19 protein-coding genes and 1 riboswitch are annotated in these 19,297 nt (G+C 64.5%); of the genes, 8 read left to right on the top strand and 11 right to left on the bottom strand.

Annotation, left to right across the window (positions count from 1 at the left end):
* Positions 1–10 precede the first annotated feature (10 nt).
* Positions 11–1,036, bottom strand: coding sequence for an isopenicillin N synthase family dioxygenase (locus BLJ79_RS10640; RefSeq protein WP_071214716.1), 1,026 nt, complete (start codon positions 1,034–1,036; stop codon positions 11–13).
* Positions 1,037–1,216: 180 nt separating this feature from the next.
* Between BLJ79_RS10640 and BLJ79_RS10645 the strand changes: the two genes are divergently transcribed.
* A complete protein-coding gene (locus BLJ79_RS10645) occupies positions 1,217–1,516 on the top strand; it encodes a type II toxin-antitoxin system VapB family antitoxin (RefSeq protein WP_071214717.1) in 300 nt (99 codons plus the stop codon).
* 8 nt (positions 1,517–1,524) lie between these two features.
* Positions 1,525–2,220 (top strand): LytR C-terminal domain-containing protein, encoded by a 696-nt coding sequence (locus tag BLJ79_RS10650; protein WP_071214718.1) that lies wholly within the window; start codon positions 1,525–1,527, stop codon positions 2,218–2,220.
* Positions 2,221–2,224: 4 nt separating this feature from the next.
* On the opposite strand, the gene BLJ79_RS10655 is transcribed toward BLJ79_RS10650, so the two are convergent.
* Positions 2,225–2,932, bottom strand: coding sequence for a DsbA family oxidoreductase (locus tag BLJ79_RS10655; RefSeq protein WP_071214892.1), 708 nt, complete (start codon positions 2,930–2,932; stop codon positions 2,225–2,227).
* A gap of 306 nt (positions 2,933–3,238) precedes the next feature.
* Entirely contained in the window at positions 3,239–4,603 is a 1,365-nt protein-coding gene (locus BLJ79_RS10660) for an amino acid permease (protein WP_083411230.1), read from the bottom strand.
* Between the two features lie 340 nt (positions 4,604–4,943).
* Here BLJ79_RS10660 and BLJ79_RS10665 point away from each other — a divergent pair, with 340 nt between their 5' ends.
* On the top strand, positions 4,944–5,612 hold the full coding sequence (locus BLJ79_RS10665) for a YoaK family protein (RefSeq protein ID WP_083411199.1): 669 nt from the start codon (positions 4,944–4,946) through the stop codon (positions 5,610–5,612).
* On the opposite strand, the gene BLJ79_RS10670 is transcribed toward BLJ79_RS10665, so the two are convergent.
* The 6 genes from BLJ79_RS10670 to BLJ79_RS10695 form a co-directional block, all read right to left on the bottom strand.
* Complete coding sequence (locus BLJ79_RS10670) at positions 5,613–6,824, bottom strand: MFS transporter (RefSeq protein ID WP_071214720.1); 1,212 nt, start codon at positions 6,822–6,824, stop codon at positions 5,613–5,615. It lies immediately after the preceding gene.
* A gap of 297 nt (positions 6,825–7,121) precedes the next feature.
* Positions 7,122–8,756, bottom strand: coding sequence for a malate synthase A (gene aceB, locus BLJ79_RS10675; RefSeq protein WP_071214721.1), 1,635 nt, complete (start codon positions 8,754–8,756; stop codon positions 7,122–7,124).
* A 133-nt stretch (positions 8,757–8,889) separates the two neighbouring features.
* Positions 8,890–10,191 carry an isocitrate lyase gene (gene aceA, locus BLJ79_RS10680; protein WP_071214722.1) on the bottom strand — a complete coding sequence of 434 codons (1,302 nt, stop codon included), beginning with the start codon at positions 10,189–10,191 and terminating at the stop codon, positions 8,890–8,892.
* A 385-nt stretch (positions 10,192–10,576) separates the two neighbouring features.
* Positions 10,577–11,137 (bottom strand): dTMP kinase, encoded by a 561-nt coding sequence (locus tag BLJ79_RS10685; RefSeq protein ID WP_083411231.1) that lies wholly within the window; start codon positions 11,135–11,137, stop codon positions 10,577–10,579.
* A 234-nt stretch (positions 11,138–11,371) separates the two neighbouring features.
* Positions 11,372–11,800, bottom strand: a complete 429-nt coding sequence (locus BLJ79_RS10690; RefSeq protein WP_353615473.1) for a PH domain-containing protein — start codon at positions 11,798–11,800, stop codon at positions 11,372–11,374.
* A complete protein-coding gene (locus tag BLJ79_RS10695) occupies positions 11,793–12,782 on the bottom strand; it encodes an ArsR/SmtB family transcription factor (protein WP_071214723.1) in 990 nt (329 codons plus the stop codon). Before BLJ79_RS10695 ends, BLJ79_RS10690 begins: the two co-directional genes overlap by 8 nt.
* 93 nt (positions 12,783–12,875) lie before the next feature.
* Between BLJ79_RS10695 and BLJ79_RS22895 the strand changes: the two genes are divergently transcribed.
* The 5 genes from BLJ79_RS22895 to cycA all read left to right on the top strand — a co-directional run bounded on the left by BLJ79_RS22895 (position 12,876) and on the right by cycA (position 17,178).
* The gene (locus tag BLJ79_RS22895; RefSeq protein WP_139194826.1) at positions 12,876–13,112 is read left to right on the top strand and encodes a hypothetical protein; all 237 of its coding nucleotides are present in this window, start codon (positions 12,876–12,878) and stop codon (positions 13,110–13,112) included.
* 212 nt (positions 13,113–13,324) lie between these two features.
* Positions 13,325–14,449: a YkvI family membrane protein gene (locus tag BLJ79_RS10700; RefSeq protein ID WP_071214724.1), complete on the top strand. Its 1,125-nt coding sequence runs from the start codon at positions 13,325–13,327 to the stop codon at positions 14,447–14,449.
* A gap of 127 nt (positions 14,450–14,576) precedes the next feature.
* Entirely contained in the window at positions 14,577–14,978 is a 402-nt protein-coding gene (locus BLJ79_RS10705) for a hypothetical protein (protein WP_071214725.1), read from the top strand.
* A 198-nt stretch (positions 14,979–15,176) separates the two neighbouring features.
* Positions 15,177–15,274: riboswitch (glycine riboswitch) on the top strand.
* A gap of 157 nt (positions 15,275–15,431) precedes the next feature.
* Positions 15,432–15,638: a hypothetical protein gene (locus tag BLJ79_RS10710; RefSeq protein WP_071214726.1), complete on the top strand. Its 207-nt coding sequence runs from the start codon at positions 15,432–15,434 to the stop codon at positions 15,636–15,638.
* A gap of 55 nt (positions 15,639–15,693) precedes the next feature.
* Positions 15,694–17,178, top strand: coding sequence for a D-serine/D-alanine/glycine transporter (gene cycA, locus BLJ79_RS10715; protein ID WP_083411232.1), 1,485 nt, complete (start codon positions 15,694–15,696; stop codon positions 17,176–17,178).
* Positions 17,179–17,232: 54 nt separating this feature from the next.
* On the opposite strand, the gene BLJ79_RS10720 is transcribed toward cycA, so the two are convergent.
* Both BLJ79_RS10720 and BLJ79_RS10725 read right to left on the bottom strand, forming a co-directional pair.
* On the bottom strand, positions 17,233–18,096 hold the full coding sequence (locus BLJ79_RS10720) for a hypothetical protein (RefSeq protein ID WP_071214728.1): 864 nt from the start codon (positions 18,094–18,096) through the stop codon (positions 17,233–17,235).
* 94 nt (positions 18,097–18,190) lie between these two features.
* Complete coding sequence (locus tag BLJ79_RS10725) at positions 18,191–19,213, bottom strand: LLM class flavin-dependent oxidoreductase (protein ID WP_071214895.1); 1,023 nt, start codon at positions 19,211–19,213, stop codon at positions 18,191–18,193.
* Positions 19,214–19,297 lie beyond the last annotated feature (84 nt).

Consider the following 19,297-nt stretch of genomic DNA (forward strand, 5'->3'; position numbering starts at 1 on the left):
TTCGGAAGGTCTACTTCACCAGGTCCGGGTAGTGCGCCTTGGCGGTCTGCGGGTGGGCGCGGAGCCAGCCCTTGAGGACGTTGGCGCCGTAGGAAGCCAGCATCGGGTTCTGCGGGTCGTCGGAAACGCCGCGCGCATCGGAGGCAAGCTCTGCAGGCAGCGGCACGGTGTTGATGACCGAGTCCAGGCGCGGGGAGTAGAAGAAGGGGACCGAATAGCGGTCCACCCCCGCCGGTGGGGCGGTGACCCGGTGGATGGTGGCCATCAGGTAGCCGTTGGTGGCGACCTCGAGCATTTCGCCGATGTTGACCACCAGCGCGCCCTCGATCGGCTCGACCTCGATCCACTCGTCCTGGCCGTAGGGCTGGACCTGGAGCCCGCCAACCGCGTCCTGCAGCAACAGGGTGATGAAACCGTAGTCGGCGTGCGCTCCGACGCCCTGGGTTCCGGCACCGGGGACGATCCCGCCACCGACGTAATGCACCAGCTTGCCCATCCAGGCCGGGGTCTCGGCGAAGGGCTCGTCGAAGTATTCCTGGGGCAGGCCCAATCCGACGGCCAGTGCGGAGAGCAGCTCGGCACCGACGCGGTTCATCAGCGTTGCCCATTCCATGGCGACGGCTTCAAGCTTCGGGAACCCGGCAGGCCACTGGTTCGGGCCCTGCAGGTTCAGGTAGGGCGCATCGGCCGGCACTTCGGCGAGGACCTCGCGCTCGGGCCCGTAATCGATTTGTTCACGCGAATCGGCACGGCCGCGGGTGATTTCGGCACCCAGCCGGGTGTAGCCGCGGAACTGTGCCGAGGTGCGGTTGTCCAGTTCCAGCTTCTGCTCGACGGGCAGGGCGAAGAACTCAGCCAGGGTCTTGAGCAAGTTCTGCGTCGTGCCTTCGCCGGCGCCGAAGCCGGTGATCTGGAAAAAGCCCACGCGGTGGGCGGCGTCGCGCAGGGCCGTAATGAAACCTTCATCAAAACTGCCATCGGCGCGACGTGCGGTAGACATGTCTAGGACCGGAACGGTGGTGAGAACTGTACTCATGAATCAAGAATGCACCCGGTCGGCTGGTTTGTGACAGCGCAGGTTACGTCCCGTTCCGTAGTGTGAATCCATGCGTCGGGACCCTTGACGCCGGCTGTGAAAACGCCTACAAAATCCGCGACTCGCACAAAAAACCGTGGATCGGCCCAATTGTCGCTAGAAGTTTCCTAAGCTGGTCAAGTGATCTTCAAATCTGTCGGCGATTCGCGCCCATACCCGGAACACGGCTACGTCACCCCGAAGGACTGGTCTTCCGTTGCGCCCATGCAGGTGCGCCTTGACGAGTTGGTGACCACCAAGAGCACCTTGGACCTGGCCGCGTTGCTGGCCGAGGACTCCACGTTCTTCGGGGACCTGTTCCCGCATGTCGTGCAGTGGAAAGGCACCCGCTACCTGGAAGACGGACTGCACCGCGCCGTCCGCACGGCCCTGCACCAACGTTCGATCCTGCACGCCCGCGTGCTGGTGCTGGAAGACTAGGGGCGACCTTGGCGCGCAACACCGATCCAAATGATTGGCACGGCCACCGAATCATCTCCGAAGACCAGTTGGCGAGTCCCGAGTTCACCACGGATGCCAGGATCAAGAAGCGGCGCACCATCCGCCACGGAATCATCCTCACGTTCATCCTGCTGGTCCTGATCGCATCCCTGGTACTGGCCTACATGGTCAACACCCGGTCGCTGATCATCGATGCGCTTGAGCCCAAGCCGGTTGCCGAGGCCCCGGTTGCGGTGAACGAGGCCTGCCCCACCACGAAGTTCAACTATGTCGACCCGGCCAAGATGAAGGTCAACGTCATGAACGCCACGCAGGTTTCCGGCCTGGCCGGTGCCACGGCAACGAAGCTGAAGAAACGCGGATTCAAGGTCGGTGACGTGGGCAACGCGCGCCTGTCCAACGTCGAGGTGGTGGGCGCCGTGACCTCCGGGCCCGACGGCTACGCCCAGGCCATGACGGTGCAGCGAAACATCAAGGACCTGACCTACGTCTACGATCCCAAGCGCCCGGGGGCGACCGTTGACGTGGTTGTTGGCACCAAGTACAAGGACCTGGTCAAGGAAAAGTCGGTCAACAAGAAGCCCGGGAAGCTTGGGTGCACCCCGCCGAAGCCGAAGGACGATGCAAAGACGTCGACGGCCCCGGAAAAACCGGAACCGTCGACGGAGCAGAAGGACAAATAGGGGATTAGTTGCAACCCTCGGGACCGCACGCCTCACCGTCGGGTGAGGGTGTGCCGAGCATCTGCAGGGACTCGCCTCCGATTTCCTTCCAGACCTGGTTCAGGGCCTGTTCGAAGACCTCCGACGGCTGGGCACCGGAAATCCCGTACTTGTCCTCCAGGACGAAGAACGGCACTCCGCTGACACCCAGCTCGCGGGCACGCACACCATCTGCCCGCACCGAATCGGCGTACTTGTCGCCGGCGAGCACCTCGGCTGATTCCGCCGGGTCGAGGCCCACGGAATCGGCAATGCCCTGGAGCGCCGCGCTGCTGCCTGTGTCCACGCCCTTCTCGAAATGGGCCGACAGCAGGGCTTCCTTCATCTCGTTGCCGAGGTTGCGTTCCTTGGCCAGGGCCAGCATGCGCAAGGCGGTGAAGGAGTTGGCCGGACGCAATGCCTCGAAGTCGTAGTCCAGGCCTTCCCCGGCTGCCTGGGCGGTGACATGCTCAAGCATCCCGGCGACCTGCTCGGCGGGCATGCCCTTGGCCTTGACCAGGTAGTCCACTTCGCTGCCTTCGTAGTGGTCGGGCAATGAGGGATCCAATTGGAACGCATGCCATTTCACGTCGACCTTGTTCCCAAAGGGAAGGGCCGCAACGGCCTTCTCGAATCGGCGCTTGCCAATGAAGCACCAGGGGCAGGCAATGTCGGAATAAATGTCAACGCTCAAGCGGGTCTCAGTCATATCAGGGGCAACAGACGAGCCGGGGCGCGTATTCCCTGCAACCTTCGGGCCACAGAGGGGTATTCGTCACCAACCACCGATCGGCGCTGGATGCCGCTGCCCCTACCTGAAGCGACGCCGGCTTCGGAATCCCGGGCCCGGGAGATTGGCGGCTGGGCTGCCGCCCGGCTGGAAATGCAGGTGCGTGAATTGAATTCCCCTGGCGGAATGGATCGCCAAAATGCAAGAGGACCCCGGGACCACTCATTGAGCGTCCGGGGTCCCGCCAGCGCAACAGGGAAGTCCTGTCCGTTAGTGCGAGTCGGCCGACACGTATTCGCGACCGGTCTCGTCGACCAGCTCGGCGCGTTCGTGGCCCTTGCCGCGGACCCAGACCTTGTAGGCAACAAACAAGAGCACGATCCACACCAGGCCGACCACCATGGCAACCCGGGTTGCAGGGATCACGCCCAGCAGCACGATCACAAAGCCCATGAAGGCAAGAGCCGCATAGGATGCCGCAGGCCACCAGGGCGAAGGGAACTCGGACGCCGGGAGATTCTCCCGCGCAATGGTTCGCTTCATGGAGATGTGCGAGAGCAGGATCATGACCCACACGAAGACCGTGGCGAACGTGGCGATCGAGGCGATGATCAGGAACAGCGACTCGGGCAGCACCGCGTTGAGCACCACTCCGGCTAGCAGCACGATGCCCATGGTCAGGACCGTCATCCACGGCACCCCGTTGCGGGAGATCTTGGCGAAGGAAGCCGGGGCGTGGCCCTGTTGGGCCAGCCCGAACATCATCCGTCCGGCGCCGAAGATGTCGGAGTTGATCGCGGAGATCGCGGCGGTGATGACCACGGCGTTGAGGATGTGCGCGGCCGCGGGGATGCCTAGGTTGTCGAAGATCTTCACGAACGGGCTGCCCTCGGAACCGATCTGGTTCCACGGGTAGATCATCATCAAGATGCCCAGGGTGCAAACGTAGAACAGCAGGATACGCACCGGCACGGTGTTGATCGCCTTGGGGACCACCGACTTGGGGTTCTCGGCCTCGCCTGCCGTGATGCCGATGGTCTCGATGCCGCCAAAGGCAAACATCACGATCGAGAATGAGGCCAACAGGCCCCAGAATCCGTTGGGGAAGAACCCTCCGGCGGCCAACAGGGTGCCGAGCCCGGGGTTTGCCTCGGCGGGCAACCCGAAGCCGAAGAGCACGATCAGCACGCCTCCGGCGATCATCGCGATGATGGCGGAGACCTTGATCAGCGAGAGCCAGAACTCCGTCTCGCCAAAGACCTTGACCTTCATCATGTTCAGCGCGGCTATGAAGAAGACCACGGCCAGGATCCAGATCCAGCGCGGCACATCCGGGAACCAGAAGCCCATGTAGATGCCGAACGCGGTGACGTCCGCGATGGCCACGATCGCCATCTCGAAGGCAAAGGTCCAGCCGGTGATGAACCCCGCGAACGGGCCCAGGTACTTGGAGGCGTATTGGCCGAAGGACCCGGAGACCGGGTGCCGCACCGCCATCTCGCCCAATGCCCGCATCACCATGAAGACGGCGGCACCGCCGATCATGTAGGCCAGCAGGACCGCCGGTCCGGCGGACTGGATGGCGGATGCGGAACCGTAGAACAATCCGGTGCCGATGGCCGAGCCAAGGGCCATGAATCGGACGTGGCGGACATTCAGGCCGCGGGCAAGCGCCTGGGCAAATTGGGGCACGGAAATAAACCTTCGGTTGGAAAGGGGGCTTATCCAATGATAAGTGGGCAACCCGAATCGGTAGTGGTTCGGTGGCGTGGATCACCCGACAGTCCGGCGTGCCCGTGGACCGGTGAAAAACCTGGAAACGCGGCCCGAGTGCGTCGATGCGGCGCGGTTTGGGCTCGTCAATAGACTGGGTGGGAGCCGGAAGCGATCTTGCGCGCACGCCGGACCCATGATTTTGAGGGTGTCCCAGCCTGGAGCGTTGCTTTGCGCCGGGGCACGGATGAGGAGAATACACGTGGCGCGGTCTTTGGGATGGCGGGGAATCGCCTATGCCAGTGGACTAACCGCAATTGCCGGATTCGTGGATGGCGTGGCATTCATCCACTTCGGGGGATACTTTGTCTCGTTCATGAGCGGGAACTCGACGCGTTCCAGCGCTGGACTCGCAGAAGGAAACTACTTCGAATGGGCGTTGGCCATCGGTCTGGTGGCCAGCTTCGTTCTGGGCGTGGCCGCGGCAACCCTGGCCAGTCAGGTGCCTTCCGTGCACCGGCGCGGAGCGGTGCTCTCGGTGTCGTCGGTCTTCCTGGTGGCCGCCGCCCTGACCACGCTCGGCTCTCTCCATGCCGTATGGACAGCGGTCTTGATGGCCATGTCCATGGGGGCGATCAACGCGACCTAMACGCGCCGCGGCGAAGTCAGCGTGGGATTGACATACATGACCGGGGCCCTGGTGAAGATGGGGCAGCATCTGGCTGCGGCACTGGTCGGCGGACCCAAGTGGGCGTGGCTGCCATACGGCGCGCTCTGGGCCATGATCACGCTGGGCTCCTTCGTCGGGGCATTCCTCTACCTGCAGGTGGGGCTGCTGATCCTGTGGGTGGCCGCGCTGGCACTGGTGTTGTGGACGGTCGTCGCGTTCGTGCGCGACAGCCCGGGGCGGATTTTCCGCATCCGCCGGTGACTAGACGGCATTCCCCCGGGACCCGCGCGCGTGGCGGCCGTGGACCTGGAAGTACATGCCGATGCCCAGGACGGAAAGCACCGTCAAGGCACCGAACATGCCGGTGTATCCCAGGTGGGGGATGACCAGGCCCAGTGCCACCGGACCGAAGCCGATCCCGACATCCAGCATGAGGAAGAACGTGGAGGTGGCAATGCCCAGCTCGGCCGGAGGCACCGCGTTCACGGCAATGGCCTGCGCACAGGGCATCAGCGCGCCGAAGCCGAGGCCGGTCAGAGCGGCTGCCGAGACGACGCTCAGGTTGCTGGGGTCGAAGGCCAGCGCCGCCATGCCCAGGGCGAAGATGACCAGCAGCGGATACATGATGGCGTTGTCGCCCCGCCTGTCCTGGATGCGCCCGGCAAAGAGCCGGGAAACCAACACGGTGATCGCGTAAACGACGAAGAACCAACTCGCGGCCTCGGCCATCGAGCTCGAAATCAGGAACGGGGCCAGGAAAGAAATGATGCCCGAGTAGGCAACGCCGCAGACCAGGATCACCAGGGAGATCGGCAGGGCCGCCGGGCTGACGATGGAACGGATGAAGCTTCCGCGACGCACATGCGACACGTGCCTCTCGGTGGTCGGCCGAGGCTCCGGCATGCGGATCAACAGGCAGATGAGCAGTGCCGCCGCAGAGGAAATCGAGCAGAACACGAAGACCGAGGTGTAGTTGCCGTTTGCGGCCAGGAGCACGGCCAGGAACGGGCCGACGGCCGTGGACAGTGTGGTGGAGAGGCCGAAGTACCCGGTTCCCTCGCTGCGCCGTGCCGACGGGATGATGGATTGGACCGCGGTGGCAATGGCGGTGTTTCCCGCGCCGAACGCCATTCCGTGGACAAAGCGCACCACCAGTAGGAGCCACAACGTACCGCTGAAGAGGTACATCACCGAGGCCAGGACGAAGAGGCACAGGGAGATGACCGTCAGCCGCTTTCGTCCCAGGACCTGAAGCAGCTTTCCCGCGAAGAGCCGGGCGGTGACCGAGCCGATGACGAAGATGCTGGCGGCCAGGCCGGCTGCGCTGTCGGAGGCCTGGAACCTGTCCACGGCGTAGAGCGCCATGGAGGTCATCAGAAGGTAGAAGACCATGGAAATGAAGAGGTTCGCGAGGCCTGCGAGCAAGAAATCCCGGGTGAAGAGTTTCGCTGGGGGATCGTGTGGCTGGCTCACCGGGCTCCTTCTTTGGGTTTTTCCTGCTTTCGGTCCCGCAACGGGGCCTCCTGCCATTATCGGCCCCGTGCCCGGCGGGTTCGGGCATTTGAGGATGCGGAGGGTGGTGTCATTGCCGACAGGCCGTGACGGATCCAACGCTTTTGGCGGAAAACCGGGTTAAGCGACGATCGTCCCCGCCATGGGCAGCTCTGCCGGTGGGGACGATCGAAGTGTATTCAGTTGTTGCTTGGTGGCGGGGACCAGGGGGTGTTCGCGTCGTTGCGCTTGCCCCCTGCCCCCGCCGCCACAGCGGATCTAGGCTGCCGGTTCGAGTGCCTTGGCCTCGCGCAGGTAGCGGTTGTACGCCTGGACCGTGAGAAAGGTCGGGAAATCCTCACGCAGGGCGCAAGCCTCGAAGATCTCGCGGGCGTCGTCGAAACGGTCGCCCTCGAAGCGGGAGAGCTTCTCGAATTCCTCTTCGGTCAGCGCCTCGACCCAGTGGCGGGAAATCAGTTCCCCCTCGTCGGTGATGGCTGCCTGCTGGATCCACTGCCAGATCTGCGAACGCGAGATCTCGGCGGTGGCGGCGTCCTCCATGAGGTTGTGGATGGCCACGGCGCCGTTGCCGCGCAGCCAGGCTTCCATGTAGCGGATGCCGACCTCGATGTTGTTGCGGATGCCGCCCTCGGTGATCTTGCCCTCGGTGCCGGCGATGTTCAGCAGTTCCTTGTCGTCGGGAGTGACGTCCTCACGGGTGTTCCCGCGCTGGTTCGGCTGGTCGCCGAGCACCGAGTCGAAGACCTCGCGGGCCACCGGGACCAGGTCGGGGTGTGCCACCCAGGAACCGTCGAAGCCGTCGTTGGCTTCGCGGGTCTTGTCGGCACGGACCTTCTCGAAGGCCACGGTGTTGATGGCCTCGTCCTTGCGGTTGGGGATGAAGGCAGCCATGCCGCCGATGGCCATGGCACCGCGACGGTGGCAGGCACGGACCAGCTGCTCGGTGTAGGAGCGCATGAACGGGGCGGTCATGGTGACCATGCCGCGGTCCGGGAGCACGAAGCGCGGGCCACGGGAACGGAAGTTCTTGATGATGGAGAAGATGTAGTCCCAACGGCCGGCGTTCAGGCCTGCTGCGTGGTCGCGCAGCTCGTAGAGGATTTCCTCCATCTCGAAGGCCGCGGTGATGGTCTCGATGAGGACCGTGGCGCGGATGGTGCCCTGCGGGATGCCCACCAGGTCCTGGGCCAGGATGAAGACGTCGTTCCAGAGGCGTGCCTCGAGGTGGTTCTCGATCTTCGGCAGGTAGAAGTAGGGGCCGCGGCCCTGGGAGATCAGGCGCTGGGCGTTGTGGAAGAAGTACAGGCCGAAGTCGACCAACGCACCGGAGACCGGCTTGCCGCCAACCAGCAGGTTCTTCTCCGGCAGGTGCCAGCCACGCGGGCGAACCACGATGGTGGGCATGTCGGTGAGCTTCTCCCCGTCCAGCTTGTATTCCTTGCCCTCGGGCGAGGTGAAATCGATGTTGCGGTCCAGCACGGAGCGCAGGTTCAGCTGTCCGTTGATGACGTTGGACCAGCTGGGGGTCGAGGAGTCCTCAAGGTCGGCCAGCCAGACCTTGGCTCCGGAGTTCAGTGCGTTGATGGTCATCTTGCGGTCGGTGGGGCCGGTGATTTCCACGCGGCGGTCCTCCAGGCCGGGAGCGATGGGGGCAACCTGCCAGGTGGCGTCGTCACGGATGTGCTTGGTCTCGGGACGGAACCTCGGGTCCGAGCCGTTGGCGATCCGCGCACGGTTCAGCTGGCGTGTCTGCATCAGTTCTGCGCGGCGTCCGTCGAATGCCTTGTGGAGCTGGGCCAAGAAGTCCAGCGCCTGGGGGGTGAGGATCTGTTCCTGCCGGCGGACGGGGGCAGCGACCAAAGTAATACCGTTCAGGGTGATTGGATCGTTCATGGCTGTGACTCCTTCTTGAATCAAGATTTTGGGTGGCGGTGTGCCGGGGAAATCGGGGAAAAACGTGTGGCCCGGTGGGCCGGCTGTCTCCAGCCGGCCCACCGGAACCGCGGCGGCAACCGCCGAGGTTCGTTTAGTGGAACTGTCCGGCTTCGGTGGATCCCACCAGAGCCAGGGTGGAGGCGTTCGGGTTCAGAACGGTTGCAATGTCGTCGAAGTAGCCGGTGCCCACTTCGCGCTGGTGCTTGGTTGCGGTGTAGCCGCGTGACTCGGAAGCGAACTCGCGCTCCTGCAGGTCGACGTAGGCGGTCATGCCTTCACGGGCGTAGCCGTGGGCAAGGTCGAACATCGAGTGGTTCAGGGCGTGGAAGCCGGCGAGGGTGATGAACTGGAAGGTGAAGCCCATGGCGCCGAGTTCGCGCTGGAACTTGGCGATGGTTGCATCGTCCAGGTGCTTCTTCCAGTTGAAGGAAGGGGAGCAGTTGTAGGAGAGCATCTGGTCCGGGAAGTCTGCCTTGACCGCCTCGGCGAACTTGCGGGCAAGTTCCAGGTCCGGGGTGCCGGTCTCCATCCAGATGAGGTCGGAGTACGGTGCGTAGGCCTTGGCACGGGCGATGCAGGGCTCGATGCCGTTGGTCACCTTGTAGAAGCCCTCCGCGGTGCGCTCGCCGGTGACGAATTCCTTGTCGCGGTCATCGACGTCCGAGGTGATCAGGGTGGCTGCCTCGGCGTCGGTGCGGGCGATGACGACCGACGGGGTGTTGGCGACGTCGGCTGCCAGGCGGGCCGCGTTCAGGGTGCGAACGTGCTGCTGGGTCGGGATGAGGACCTTGCCGCCGAGGTGGCCGCACTTCTTTTCCGAAGCGAGCTGGTCTTCCCAGTGAACGCCCGAGGCGCCGGAGGAGATCATCGACTTCATCAGTTCGTAGGCGTTCAGCGGGCCGCCGAAGCCGGCCTCGGCGTCTGCCACGATCGGCACGAGCCAATCCTCAACGCTCTTGATGCCTTCTGCATGCTCGATCTGGTCGGCGCGAAGCAGTGCGTTGTTGATGCGGCGGACAACCTGCGGAACCGAGTTGGCCGGGTAGAGGGACTGGTCCGGGTAGGTGTGGCCGGAAAGGTTCGCGTCTGCGGCCACCTGCCATCCGGACAGGTAGATGGCTCGCAGGCCGGCTTTGACCTGCTGTACTGCCTGGTTGCCGGTCAGGGCGCCCAGTGCGTTGGTGTAGCCGCCGGTCGGGGCTTCCTCGGTGAGCTGCTTCCAGAGCTTTTCGGAGCCGCGGCGGGCCAGGGTGTGCTCTTCCTGCACCGAGCCCTGCAGCTTCACAACGTCTGCTGCCGAGTAATCACGAGTAACGCCGTTCCAGCGGGGGTTGGTTGCCCAGTCCTGTTCGATTGCTGCGATACGGTCTTCGGTCGAGTTCTGCTCGGTCATTGCCTTCTCCTTGCTGGTTGCCGGTGCCGGTTCGGGATCGTCTTCGCTGGTGATCCCGGTAGGTTGTTCCGGCGTTCCTTCTGCGTAAGAACTACATTTCCGCACTTTGCCAGACCTAGCTAGAGGGTTTTGATGGAAAGATTTGCGTTTCTTCGCGAAATCTAAAATTGCAGCTGTCCGGGCACTGAACCGGGCCAGAAGGCCGGAAATGGGTCGGAAGCTGCGGGAATCCACGGAAGAAGCCCGGGTCTTTTAGACGCCCGAGAAATGGAGTTTCATCGCGACCCATGTCAACACGCGCAAGCGGTGGTTGGAGCGGTGAATCACCGGTGTAGGCGGATGGCCTGCCGGTGTTCGCGGAAGAGGCGGCGTGGTGCCGGCTGTCTCAAGCGGTGCGAGTCACGGCCCGCATGGCATCGGCCGCCACCTGCTGGGGCGTGCCTGACCCGTCGACGATGTGCCAGCCCCTGGCCAGCGCAATCTCCAGATAGGCCTCGCGCGACGAGCGCAAATAGGCCATGGTCTCGCTGTCCTCCCCGCGCCGCAGGATCCGGGAGTATGCGACATCGCCCGGGACGTCGATCAGGACGATCGCATCCGGGCGCGGAAGCCGGGCCAGTATCCACGGCAAGACCACCCCTTGGGGCAGGCCGCGGACGGAGCGCAGGACCAGTTGGCACGCCACGTGGCGATCCATGACGGTGGTTCCGTGGAATCCGGCGGCACGGCTGTGGGCAAGCAGGACATTGATGCACCGGACGACCGATTCAAGTCGATTCGCCCAAGCGGGTGTCAACGCCGTCCCGAACCGGGCTGCCACCCTGGTCATCCAACGGCGCCCGGCCGGGTTTCGCAACAGCTGGGCCCGGGCCCCGGAATTCCGGAGGGAAGCCACCAGGGTTGTTGCCGTGGTGGTCTTGCCTGCCCCGTCGATCCCCAGCAGCACGATGGTTCGGTGGCGCGACGAATCACCGGAAAGGGTATCTGCGTCCCGAGGTTCCGGTCGGTCGGCAAGCACAAGGCTTGTGGCCGTGCGGGAAGAGGGCAAGGGGCTCCGTTGGTTGGTTCGGTGGGTTCTTTCTTTCAATTCCAACGAACAACGCAACCGATTCGATGCCGGCCTCGGCCTGTGAGTTTCCGATTAATGGCAAAGACCGGACCACACCAAGGGCGCGTTGCGCTACAGAACGTGGGAGGCGACGAGCTGTGAGAGCGCACGCACGTCGACCTTGCCCTTGAATTCGAGACGGACCTTGCCCAGGGAACTGAACCACAAATCCAGCTCGGCATCGAGGTCAAAGGTCCCGGCGGTCTCCACTGAAAACGCCTGGACCTTGGAATACGGCAACGAGGTGTAGTCGCGCTTCTTGCCCGTGAGCCCCTGGATGTTCACCGCAATGAGCCTCTTGTTGGTGAAGACCACGTAGTCGCGCGCTCCCTTGAAAGCGGCGAGCTGTTCCTCGCCCTGGACAAAGAGGGGGTGACTTCGCCCGCCACGTCCCCGGGGCCGCACGGACTGAGCTTGAATACGGAGGCGTTGTTGAAATCGATCATGCCCCGACCCTACCCAGCCGGAGTGACAAGCCGGGAGCGACCCGTTGCTACGCACGGGCCAGCAGGTCCTCGCCCAGGCCTGCGCGCCGATAGAAGACCTCGCGGCCGGCGCGTATGGTGTCGGTGAGCCCCGAAGCCTCCAGCACCTTCAGATGTCCATTCACAGTTCCTGCTGCAAGTTCCAGGGCGCAGGCCAACTGGGTGGTGGTCATCGGGAGGTCGAGCTGGGCCAGGATCGTCGCACGCGTGTGGCCCAGCAGCTTGGCCACGGGTGAGTCCTTCACCTGGCGGCTGTTCTCCCACAGCCGGCCAACCCCGCGCGGGGCGTAGGTGAGTGTGGGGACAAATGGTTCGACATCCAGGACCAGGGTGCGCGGCCAGACGAATGCGCTGGGCACCAGGATCAGCCCGTTGCCGGGCGCAGCGTGGTGCGAACCGTCGCAGTTCGCGGTGACCTCCAGCCCGTAGCGGGTGCCCCGTACGCTGGGGTGCAGGGTATCGAAGACCTGGTGGATACCGTGTTCTGCCAGCAATGCCAGGCGGTAGTCCAGATCGGCCAGCAGCATGGAGCGCAACCGGGGCCAGAACGGCTCAAGTGCCGTCTCCCAGTACCAGCGCAGGGCGTCGACCAGACGAGTGGCTCCGGCCGTCGGATCGTCGCAGAAATCGCTGATCGTCTCCAGCCTGGATTCGTCCCGCTCGACCGCCATCAGGTAGCTGAGGTCGCGGACCCAGAGCTCCGGCGGCACGGCGGCGACCGCCGCGAGCCCTGCCTCGAAGGTGTCCTGCCGCAGCGGGGTGGGCGTCAGGGAATCGGCAATGAACCCGGTGGAGCGGATCAATGTGGTGAGTAGTTTCAGGTGGTCTTGTTTCGCGGGGTCCCTCGACGCCAGGATGCGCGAGGTCGCCTCCGTGATCCAGGGTCGGTGCAACCGGGTTCCGAGCTGCAGGGCGCGCATGCTGGTGACGGTTTCCCACAGGGGCGAGACGGTGAAACGCACCCGGGTCAGGTCCTCGGCCGACAGTCTGATCTGCATGACACCGAGTCTAGGCTTGCGGCGGTGTCGAGGTAAGGATTCGGAAATGGCCGAATGGTGGTCAGGCGGTGCCGGTCGTTTCAGGCTTGATGCATGGCTACTTCAACCGATGCCTTCAATGTCCAATCAGCCTTCGACAACCGTGCAGGTGCCCGCCATCGGGCCAGAAAACGTACCTCTCGGACGACCGCGGCAGCCCATGCGGCTCCGCGCCGTCGACTGGTCTTCGGCCCGCTATTGGTGTTCTCGCCACGCCAGGAGGAAATGCTGCGGGAAAACCGAGAACGTGCCTGGCTCGAGCTTCACTCGGTGGTGGCTGGGCGGTTCTGACCAGCGGCATCGGTGCCGAAGAACTGCACCGTGTCCTCAGTGACCCAATGCCTCCCAGCCCAAAGCCAAGCTCAACCGGTGTGAGGCCCGTCATATTACTTTCGTTTGTTGACTAGGTCACATCTGAGACATATCGTTCTATGGAAATTGATATATCAGGGAGCGGCGCATCTTTGGTGGCGTCGGCGAGAACCACGGGAGACAACAGCCACATGCCACAAAAATCCCCCACCAGGGCGCATCTTGACACCGTCGAAAAGGCGAGCTTCCTTCGCGTCCTCACCTATGCCGGAGCGATCATCGCGTTCCTCATAGGCTCCGGGTTCGCCACCGGGCAGGAGATCCTGCAGTATTTCACTTCCTACGGATACTGGGGCGTCTTCGGCACCGGTCTGCTGGTCCTGGTGCTGATGACCTATGTGGCCGTCGAATTCTTCGTGGTCGGGCAGGCGAAGAAATTCGACCGGCCGTCGCGGATCTTCCACTACTACTGCGGCAAGCATCTGGGGACCTTCTTCGACTACTTCTCGATCCTGTTCGTTTTCCTGAGCTTCACCGTGATGGTCGCCGGCGCCGGCGCCGTCTTCGAGGAGCACTACGGGATGTCGCGATACGTTGGCGGCATCGGACTGGCGGTGGTCGTGGGCATCAGCGTGTGGTTTGGCCTGAAGTCCCTGGTCGATGTCATCGGGAAGATCGGTCCGGTGATCGTTGTGGTCGCCATTGCCCTCGGACTGTTGGGAATCTTCCGCAACCCGGGCGGGATCGCGGAGGGCAACGCCCTGCTTTCGGGTCTTGATTTGACCCAGGCTTCCACGAACTGGTTCATGGCCGGCCTGTCCTACGTGGGTTTCTGTATGCTCTGGCTCGCGGCCTTCCTGACCGCGCTTGGCAAGACTGCACGCAACCGCAAGGAGGCGTCCTCCGGGGCCCTGGCAGGGTCGATCGCGTTTTCGGTGGCCTGCATCATTGTTGGCCTGGGCCTGCTGGCGAACATTGTGCGAGTCGGCGGGACCGAGATCCCGATGCTCGTGCTGGCCAAGGACGTGAGCCCGGTCCTTGCCGCCGGGATTTCCGTGATGATCCTCGCGGGCATCTACACGACCGCGGTGCCGTTGCTGTGGACAGTCTCCTCGCGCTTCTTCGCCGACAAGACGCCGCGCTTCAAGTACCTGACCATCGCGCTGGCAGTGGTTGGCACAGTGATCGGCCTGGTCCTGCCGTTCTCCCAGATGGTCAACATCGTCTATGTCGTCAACGGCTACGTCGGGATCCTGTTGCTGGTCCTGATGCTGGTCAAGACCGGCACGCGCCTGGTGCGGCGCCAGCCGCTGTGACCCGGCGCGGCCGTCCGCTCCGGCATCAATGCCGGCCTGCGTCCTTGGCCTATCGTGTTCGTCTCGAGTCGGTTGGGCTGGCCGCGCGGGGCGGTGCGAGTGCCGGTCCGGCGATCGAGGAGGAAACATGAACGGCGTTGACTGGAAATCGGTTCCCGTGGCCGCTCCACCGCCGGGAGCGGTCGAGGTGCCGCGCAGCGATTTCGGGTTCCTGGCCGTTGCCGGAATCCTCGAGTTGGGCGTGCCGGGTGCGGTGTACCGGTTGCCGCGCGAGGCCGGGGACGGGGCAGGCGCCGAACGCGTCGGGGACTCCCGGGAGATCGCGACCACGCTGGCCGATGCCGGCATCCCGGGTCCGGCGGATCCGCTGGCCGACTGCTGGTTCATTCTTCGTCCGTCATCCATGCCCACGGAGGGCTTCTGGGATGCGCTGGGGGAAGCCGAACCATTGCGCGGGCGGAACCAGACCCGGCGGGGGTGCCGCAGCGGCCTGCATGCGGCGTTGCAGGTCCTGAACTCCAGCAGCTAAACGACCGGCCAACGGACCGTGGCTGTTGCACCCATCGCTGACTTGGCTTTTTGGCTCATGTGACGGCCGCAGCCGCGGGGTGGGCTCTTTTTCGGGGGCGCCGCGACATGTTTCGCGGGCGATGACACAAAAGGCTTGTGAGTTGCACCACAGGCCACTGCGCAGTAAGTTATGACTGCAATCACAAAATATCGCCGTTGACACGTGGCGGGAGAGATCCGTCCGCGCCTTGGACGGGCGCCGTAGGAGCAATTCCTCCCCAGGAAACTCTCAGGCCCCCGTACCGCCACGAAGAGGCGAATCTGGAAAGAAGCACGGTCTGGTCCGTGCTCACCGAAGGAGCAAGTCCCGATCCCCTTGCGGACGGGATGGAAACTCTCAGGTACGTCAACAGATTGGGGAGGATCCAAGAACAGCGCGGACCCGTCCGCGCGCGATTCGGGAGTTCCTCCAATGACGCCAACCACCCACGCCACTGCCCGGTCGCCCTTTGGTGCGCCCGCCGGCCTGCACCGTGAATCCGCGCTGCGGTCCCCCGGGAATGCCGAGCACCGCACCGCAGGGCACTCCTGCAAGCGCACCGGCCTGGGAATGGTTGCCTCGGAGAACAACGCGAAGTCCTTGTTCCAGGGCATCGCGCCCGTCGGCGAGAACCGTTAGGGAATCGTCCATGGCACGCCACCGAAGCACCGGCACCAATCTGGAAGGCAACAGCATGAGCAAGAACAGTTCCGCGCCCCACCTCGAACGTGGGCTCTCCAACCGCCACATCCAACTGATCGCGCTCGGCGGTGCCATCGGCACCGGCTTGTTCATGGGATCCGGCAAGACCATTGCGGTGGCCGGGCCCTCGGTCATCTTCGTGTACATGATCATCGGCTTCATGCTCTTCTTCGTGATGCGCGCGATGGGCGAATTGCTGTTGAGCAACACCAACTACAAGAACTTCTCCGACTTCGCCGGGGACATTCTGGGCCCGTGGGCCGCCTTCTTCACGGGGTGGACCTACTGGTTCTGCTGGGTGGTCACCGGCATCGCGGACGTGGTGGCCATCTCCCACTACGTCGCGTTCTGGTGGAAGGACCTGCCGCTATGGATCCCCGCCGTGGCCTGCATCCTTCTGCTCGTGGCCCTCAACCTGCCCAGCGTGAAGAACTTCGGCGAGACCGAGTTCTGGTTCGCCCTGGTCAAGATCGTCGCCATCGGCGCGCTGATCGTCGTCGGCCTGGTCATGGTCATTACCGGCTTCGAGAACAACGGGGCCACTGCCTCCTTCGCGAACCTCTGGAACGACGGCGGGATGTTCCCGACCGGCTTCATGGGCTTCGTTGCTGGCTTCCAGATCGCCGTGTTCGCGTTCGTCGGCATCGAGCTTGTCGGTACGACCGCGGCCGAGACCAAGGACCCGGAGAAGACCCTGCCCAAGGCGATCAACTCCATTCCGATCCGCATCCTCTTCTTCTACGTCGGTGCCCTGGTCATCCTCATGGCCGTCCAGCCGTGGAAGCTGTTCAGTGCCGCGGAGTCCCCGTTCGTGGGCATGTTCGCCCTGGCCGGCCTGGCCGGCGCCGCAGGCATCGTGAACTTCGTGGTGCTCACCTCCGCGACCTCCAGTGCGAACTCCGGCATCTACTCGACCTCCCGCATGATCCACGGCCTGGCCGAGGAGGGCGACGCCCCCAGGGGCTTCGCGAAGCTCTCCCGCACCAAGGTCCCGCGCAACGCGCTGCTGTTCTCCTGCATGTTCCTGCTCGCCGGCGTGGCGCTGCTTTACGCCGAGGGTGGCGTGGCGGAGGCGTTCACCCTGGTCACCACGATCTCAGCGCTGTGCTTCATGTTCGTCTGGTCGATCATCCTCATCAGCTACCTGGTCTACCGCAAGCGCCGCCCGCAGCTGCACGTGGCCAGCAAGTTCAAGATGCCCGGCGGAACGTTCATGCCCTACGTGGTGCTGGCCTTCTTCGGCTTCATCCTCTGGGCACTGACCACGCAGGCTGACACCCTGGCCGCGCTGCTCTTCACCCCGATCTGGTTCGTGGCACTGGGCATCGGCTACGCGATCCTGCGCTCCAAGCCCAAGCACGCCGAATTGCGGGCGTTGCACCAGGCCAAGGTCGCCCAGGAACGCATGCTTGCGGCATCGTTCAATGCCGGTGGCGCGGTGCTGGAGGCGGATGTGAAGGAGCCCGCCGCGAAGTAGCGGTAGCATTCCGGTCCGCGCCGGGGCCGTTTCCCGTGGGGGGCGGCCCCGGCGTCATGCGGCCGCGTGCCGGCCCGTCCCGGTTTCCGGGGCGGGGACGGGGTTCCAGGTCCTTCGGGTCTCGAGGTACCAGAAGTACAGGAAGAGTGCGATTTCGTACCACTCGACGAAGAAGACCGCCTGCCTGACCCCGAGCGCGGCCAACACGGCCCATGCCACCACGCCCAGCGCCATCAGGACCAGCAGCCCCGCATAGTGGCCAGCCCGCCCGCCGCTGGTGTCGGTGTCACCAAGCCTGCTGCTGCCCAGGTGGCTGGCGATCGCGATGCCCATGCTGGCGAGCAGAAGCAGGGCTGCGGCAAGGTGGACGCCGACGAAGTCCTTGCCTTCGAGCGTCCGCCACAGCAACAGCACCAGGAACCCCGCCAGCAGCAGCGTGCCTGCCACGGCCAGCCACCGTGTTTCCGTGCGTTGCAGCAATGAGCGCGACGACCAGCTGCGGGTCTTCCACTCCAGCCACCCGAATGCCACCGCCACGACCAGCACCGCAACCACGGAGACCTGGATCGAGCGGATGAGCTCCCGTGCCGCGGCGGGGTCCAGGGTGCCAAGGGTCTGGCCCAGCCCGGCGGGGACGAAGGCGACGAACATCGCGTAGAAGCCGGCGAGGTTCAGCGCCTGGTCCTCCAGCGGCGGTCCCTTGTAGACCACCAGCAGCACGCCGGTGGTCACCATCATCGCCACGAACAGGTTCCTGGCCGGGCCGATGTAGTAGGAGCTGATGGAGTCCCCGATGCTCCCGGTCCACCAGGCGTACAGGGCGATGGCCACCAGGAGCAGCAGCGGAATGACCAGGAGCATCAGGCGCAGGTAGCGCAGCGTGTCCCGGCCCTGGTTCTCGTCGACAGGAGTGTGCATGCCTGATTGTGCAACAGCAAATACCCTGTTGGCTAGGGCGGGGACGCGCCGGCGCGGGGCAGTTCCGCCTCGGTCCCGCGCGCCGGCGGCGGGATCAGCGCCAGCCGAGCTGGGGCGCCACCTGGGTGAGGATCGCTTCGATCACGTGGGCGTTGTACTCGACGCCGAGCTGGTTCGGGACCGTGAGCAGCAGGGTGTCCGCTGCGGCAATCGCCTCGTCCTGGGCCAGTTTCTTGGCCAGCTCGTCGGGTTCCCCGGCGTAGGACTTGCCGAAGACCGCGCGCGTCTTCGCATCGATGTTGCCGATCTGGTCGGAACTGTGGCGGTCGCGGCCGAAGTACTGCCAGTCCCGCTCTTCCGTCAGCGCGAAGATGCTGCGGCTGACCGAGACCCGCGGCTCGCGCTGGTGGCCGGCTTCCTTCCACGCTTGGCGGTAGAGCTCGATCTGCTCGGCCTGCTGGACGTGGAAGGGCTTGCCGGATTCGTCGTCCTTGAGCGTGGAGCTTTGCAGGTTCATGCCCAGCTTCGCGGCCCATACGGCCGTCGCATTGGAGCCCGAACCCCACCAGATGCGTTCGCGCAGGCCCTCCGAATGCGGTTCCACGCGCAAGAGTCCCGGCGGGTTGGGGAACATCGGGTTCGGGCTCGGTTCCGCGAAGCCCTCGCCCGTGAGCACCTCGAGCAGGCGTTCGGTGTGCCGCCGGCCCATGTCCGCGTCGGACTCGCCCGCCGCGGGGGAGAAACCGAAGTGGCGCCACCCGTCGATGACCTGCTCGGGCGAACCGCGGCTGATGCCCAGCTGCAGCCGTCCGCCCGAGATCAGGTCGGCGGCGCCGGCATCCTCCGCCATGTAAAGCGGGTTCTCGTAGCGCATGTCGATCACCCCGGTGCCGATTTCGATGCGGCTGGTCCGCGCCCCGATCGCGGCGAGCAGGGGAAACGGGGAAGCGTGCTGCGCGGCGAAGTGGTGGACGCGGAAGTAGGCGCCGTCCGCGCCGAGCTCCTCGGCCGCCACCGCGAGGTCGATGGCCTGCAGCAGCGCGTCGGACGCGTTGCGCGTGGCCGAGGACGGGTGGTCGGTCCAGTGGCCGAATGACAAAAATCCGATGTTCTTCACAACGGTGGCCAACGCGCCGGCACAGGTTCGTATTCCCGTGGTATTTGACCGTGGTGCTTGACGATAGCAGCAAGAAGTCCCCGG

Source organism: Arthrobacter sp. UCD-GKA, from assembly GCF_001863355.1.
Taxonomy (GTDB): Bacteria; Actinomycetota; Actinomycetes; order Actinomycetales; family Micrococcaceae; genus Paeniglutamicibacter.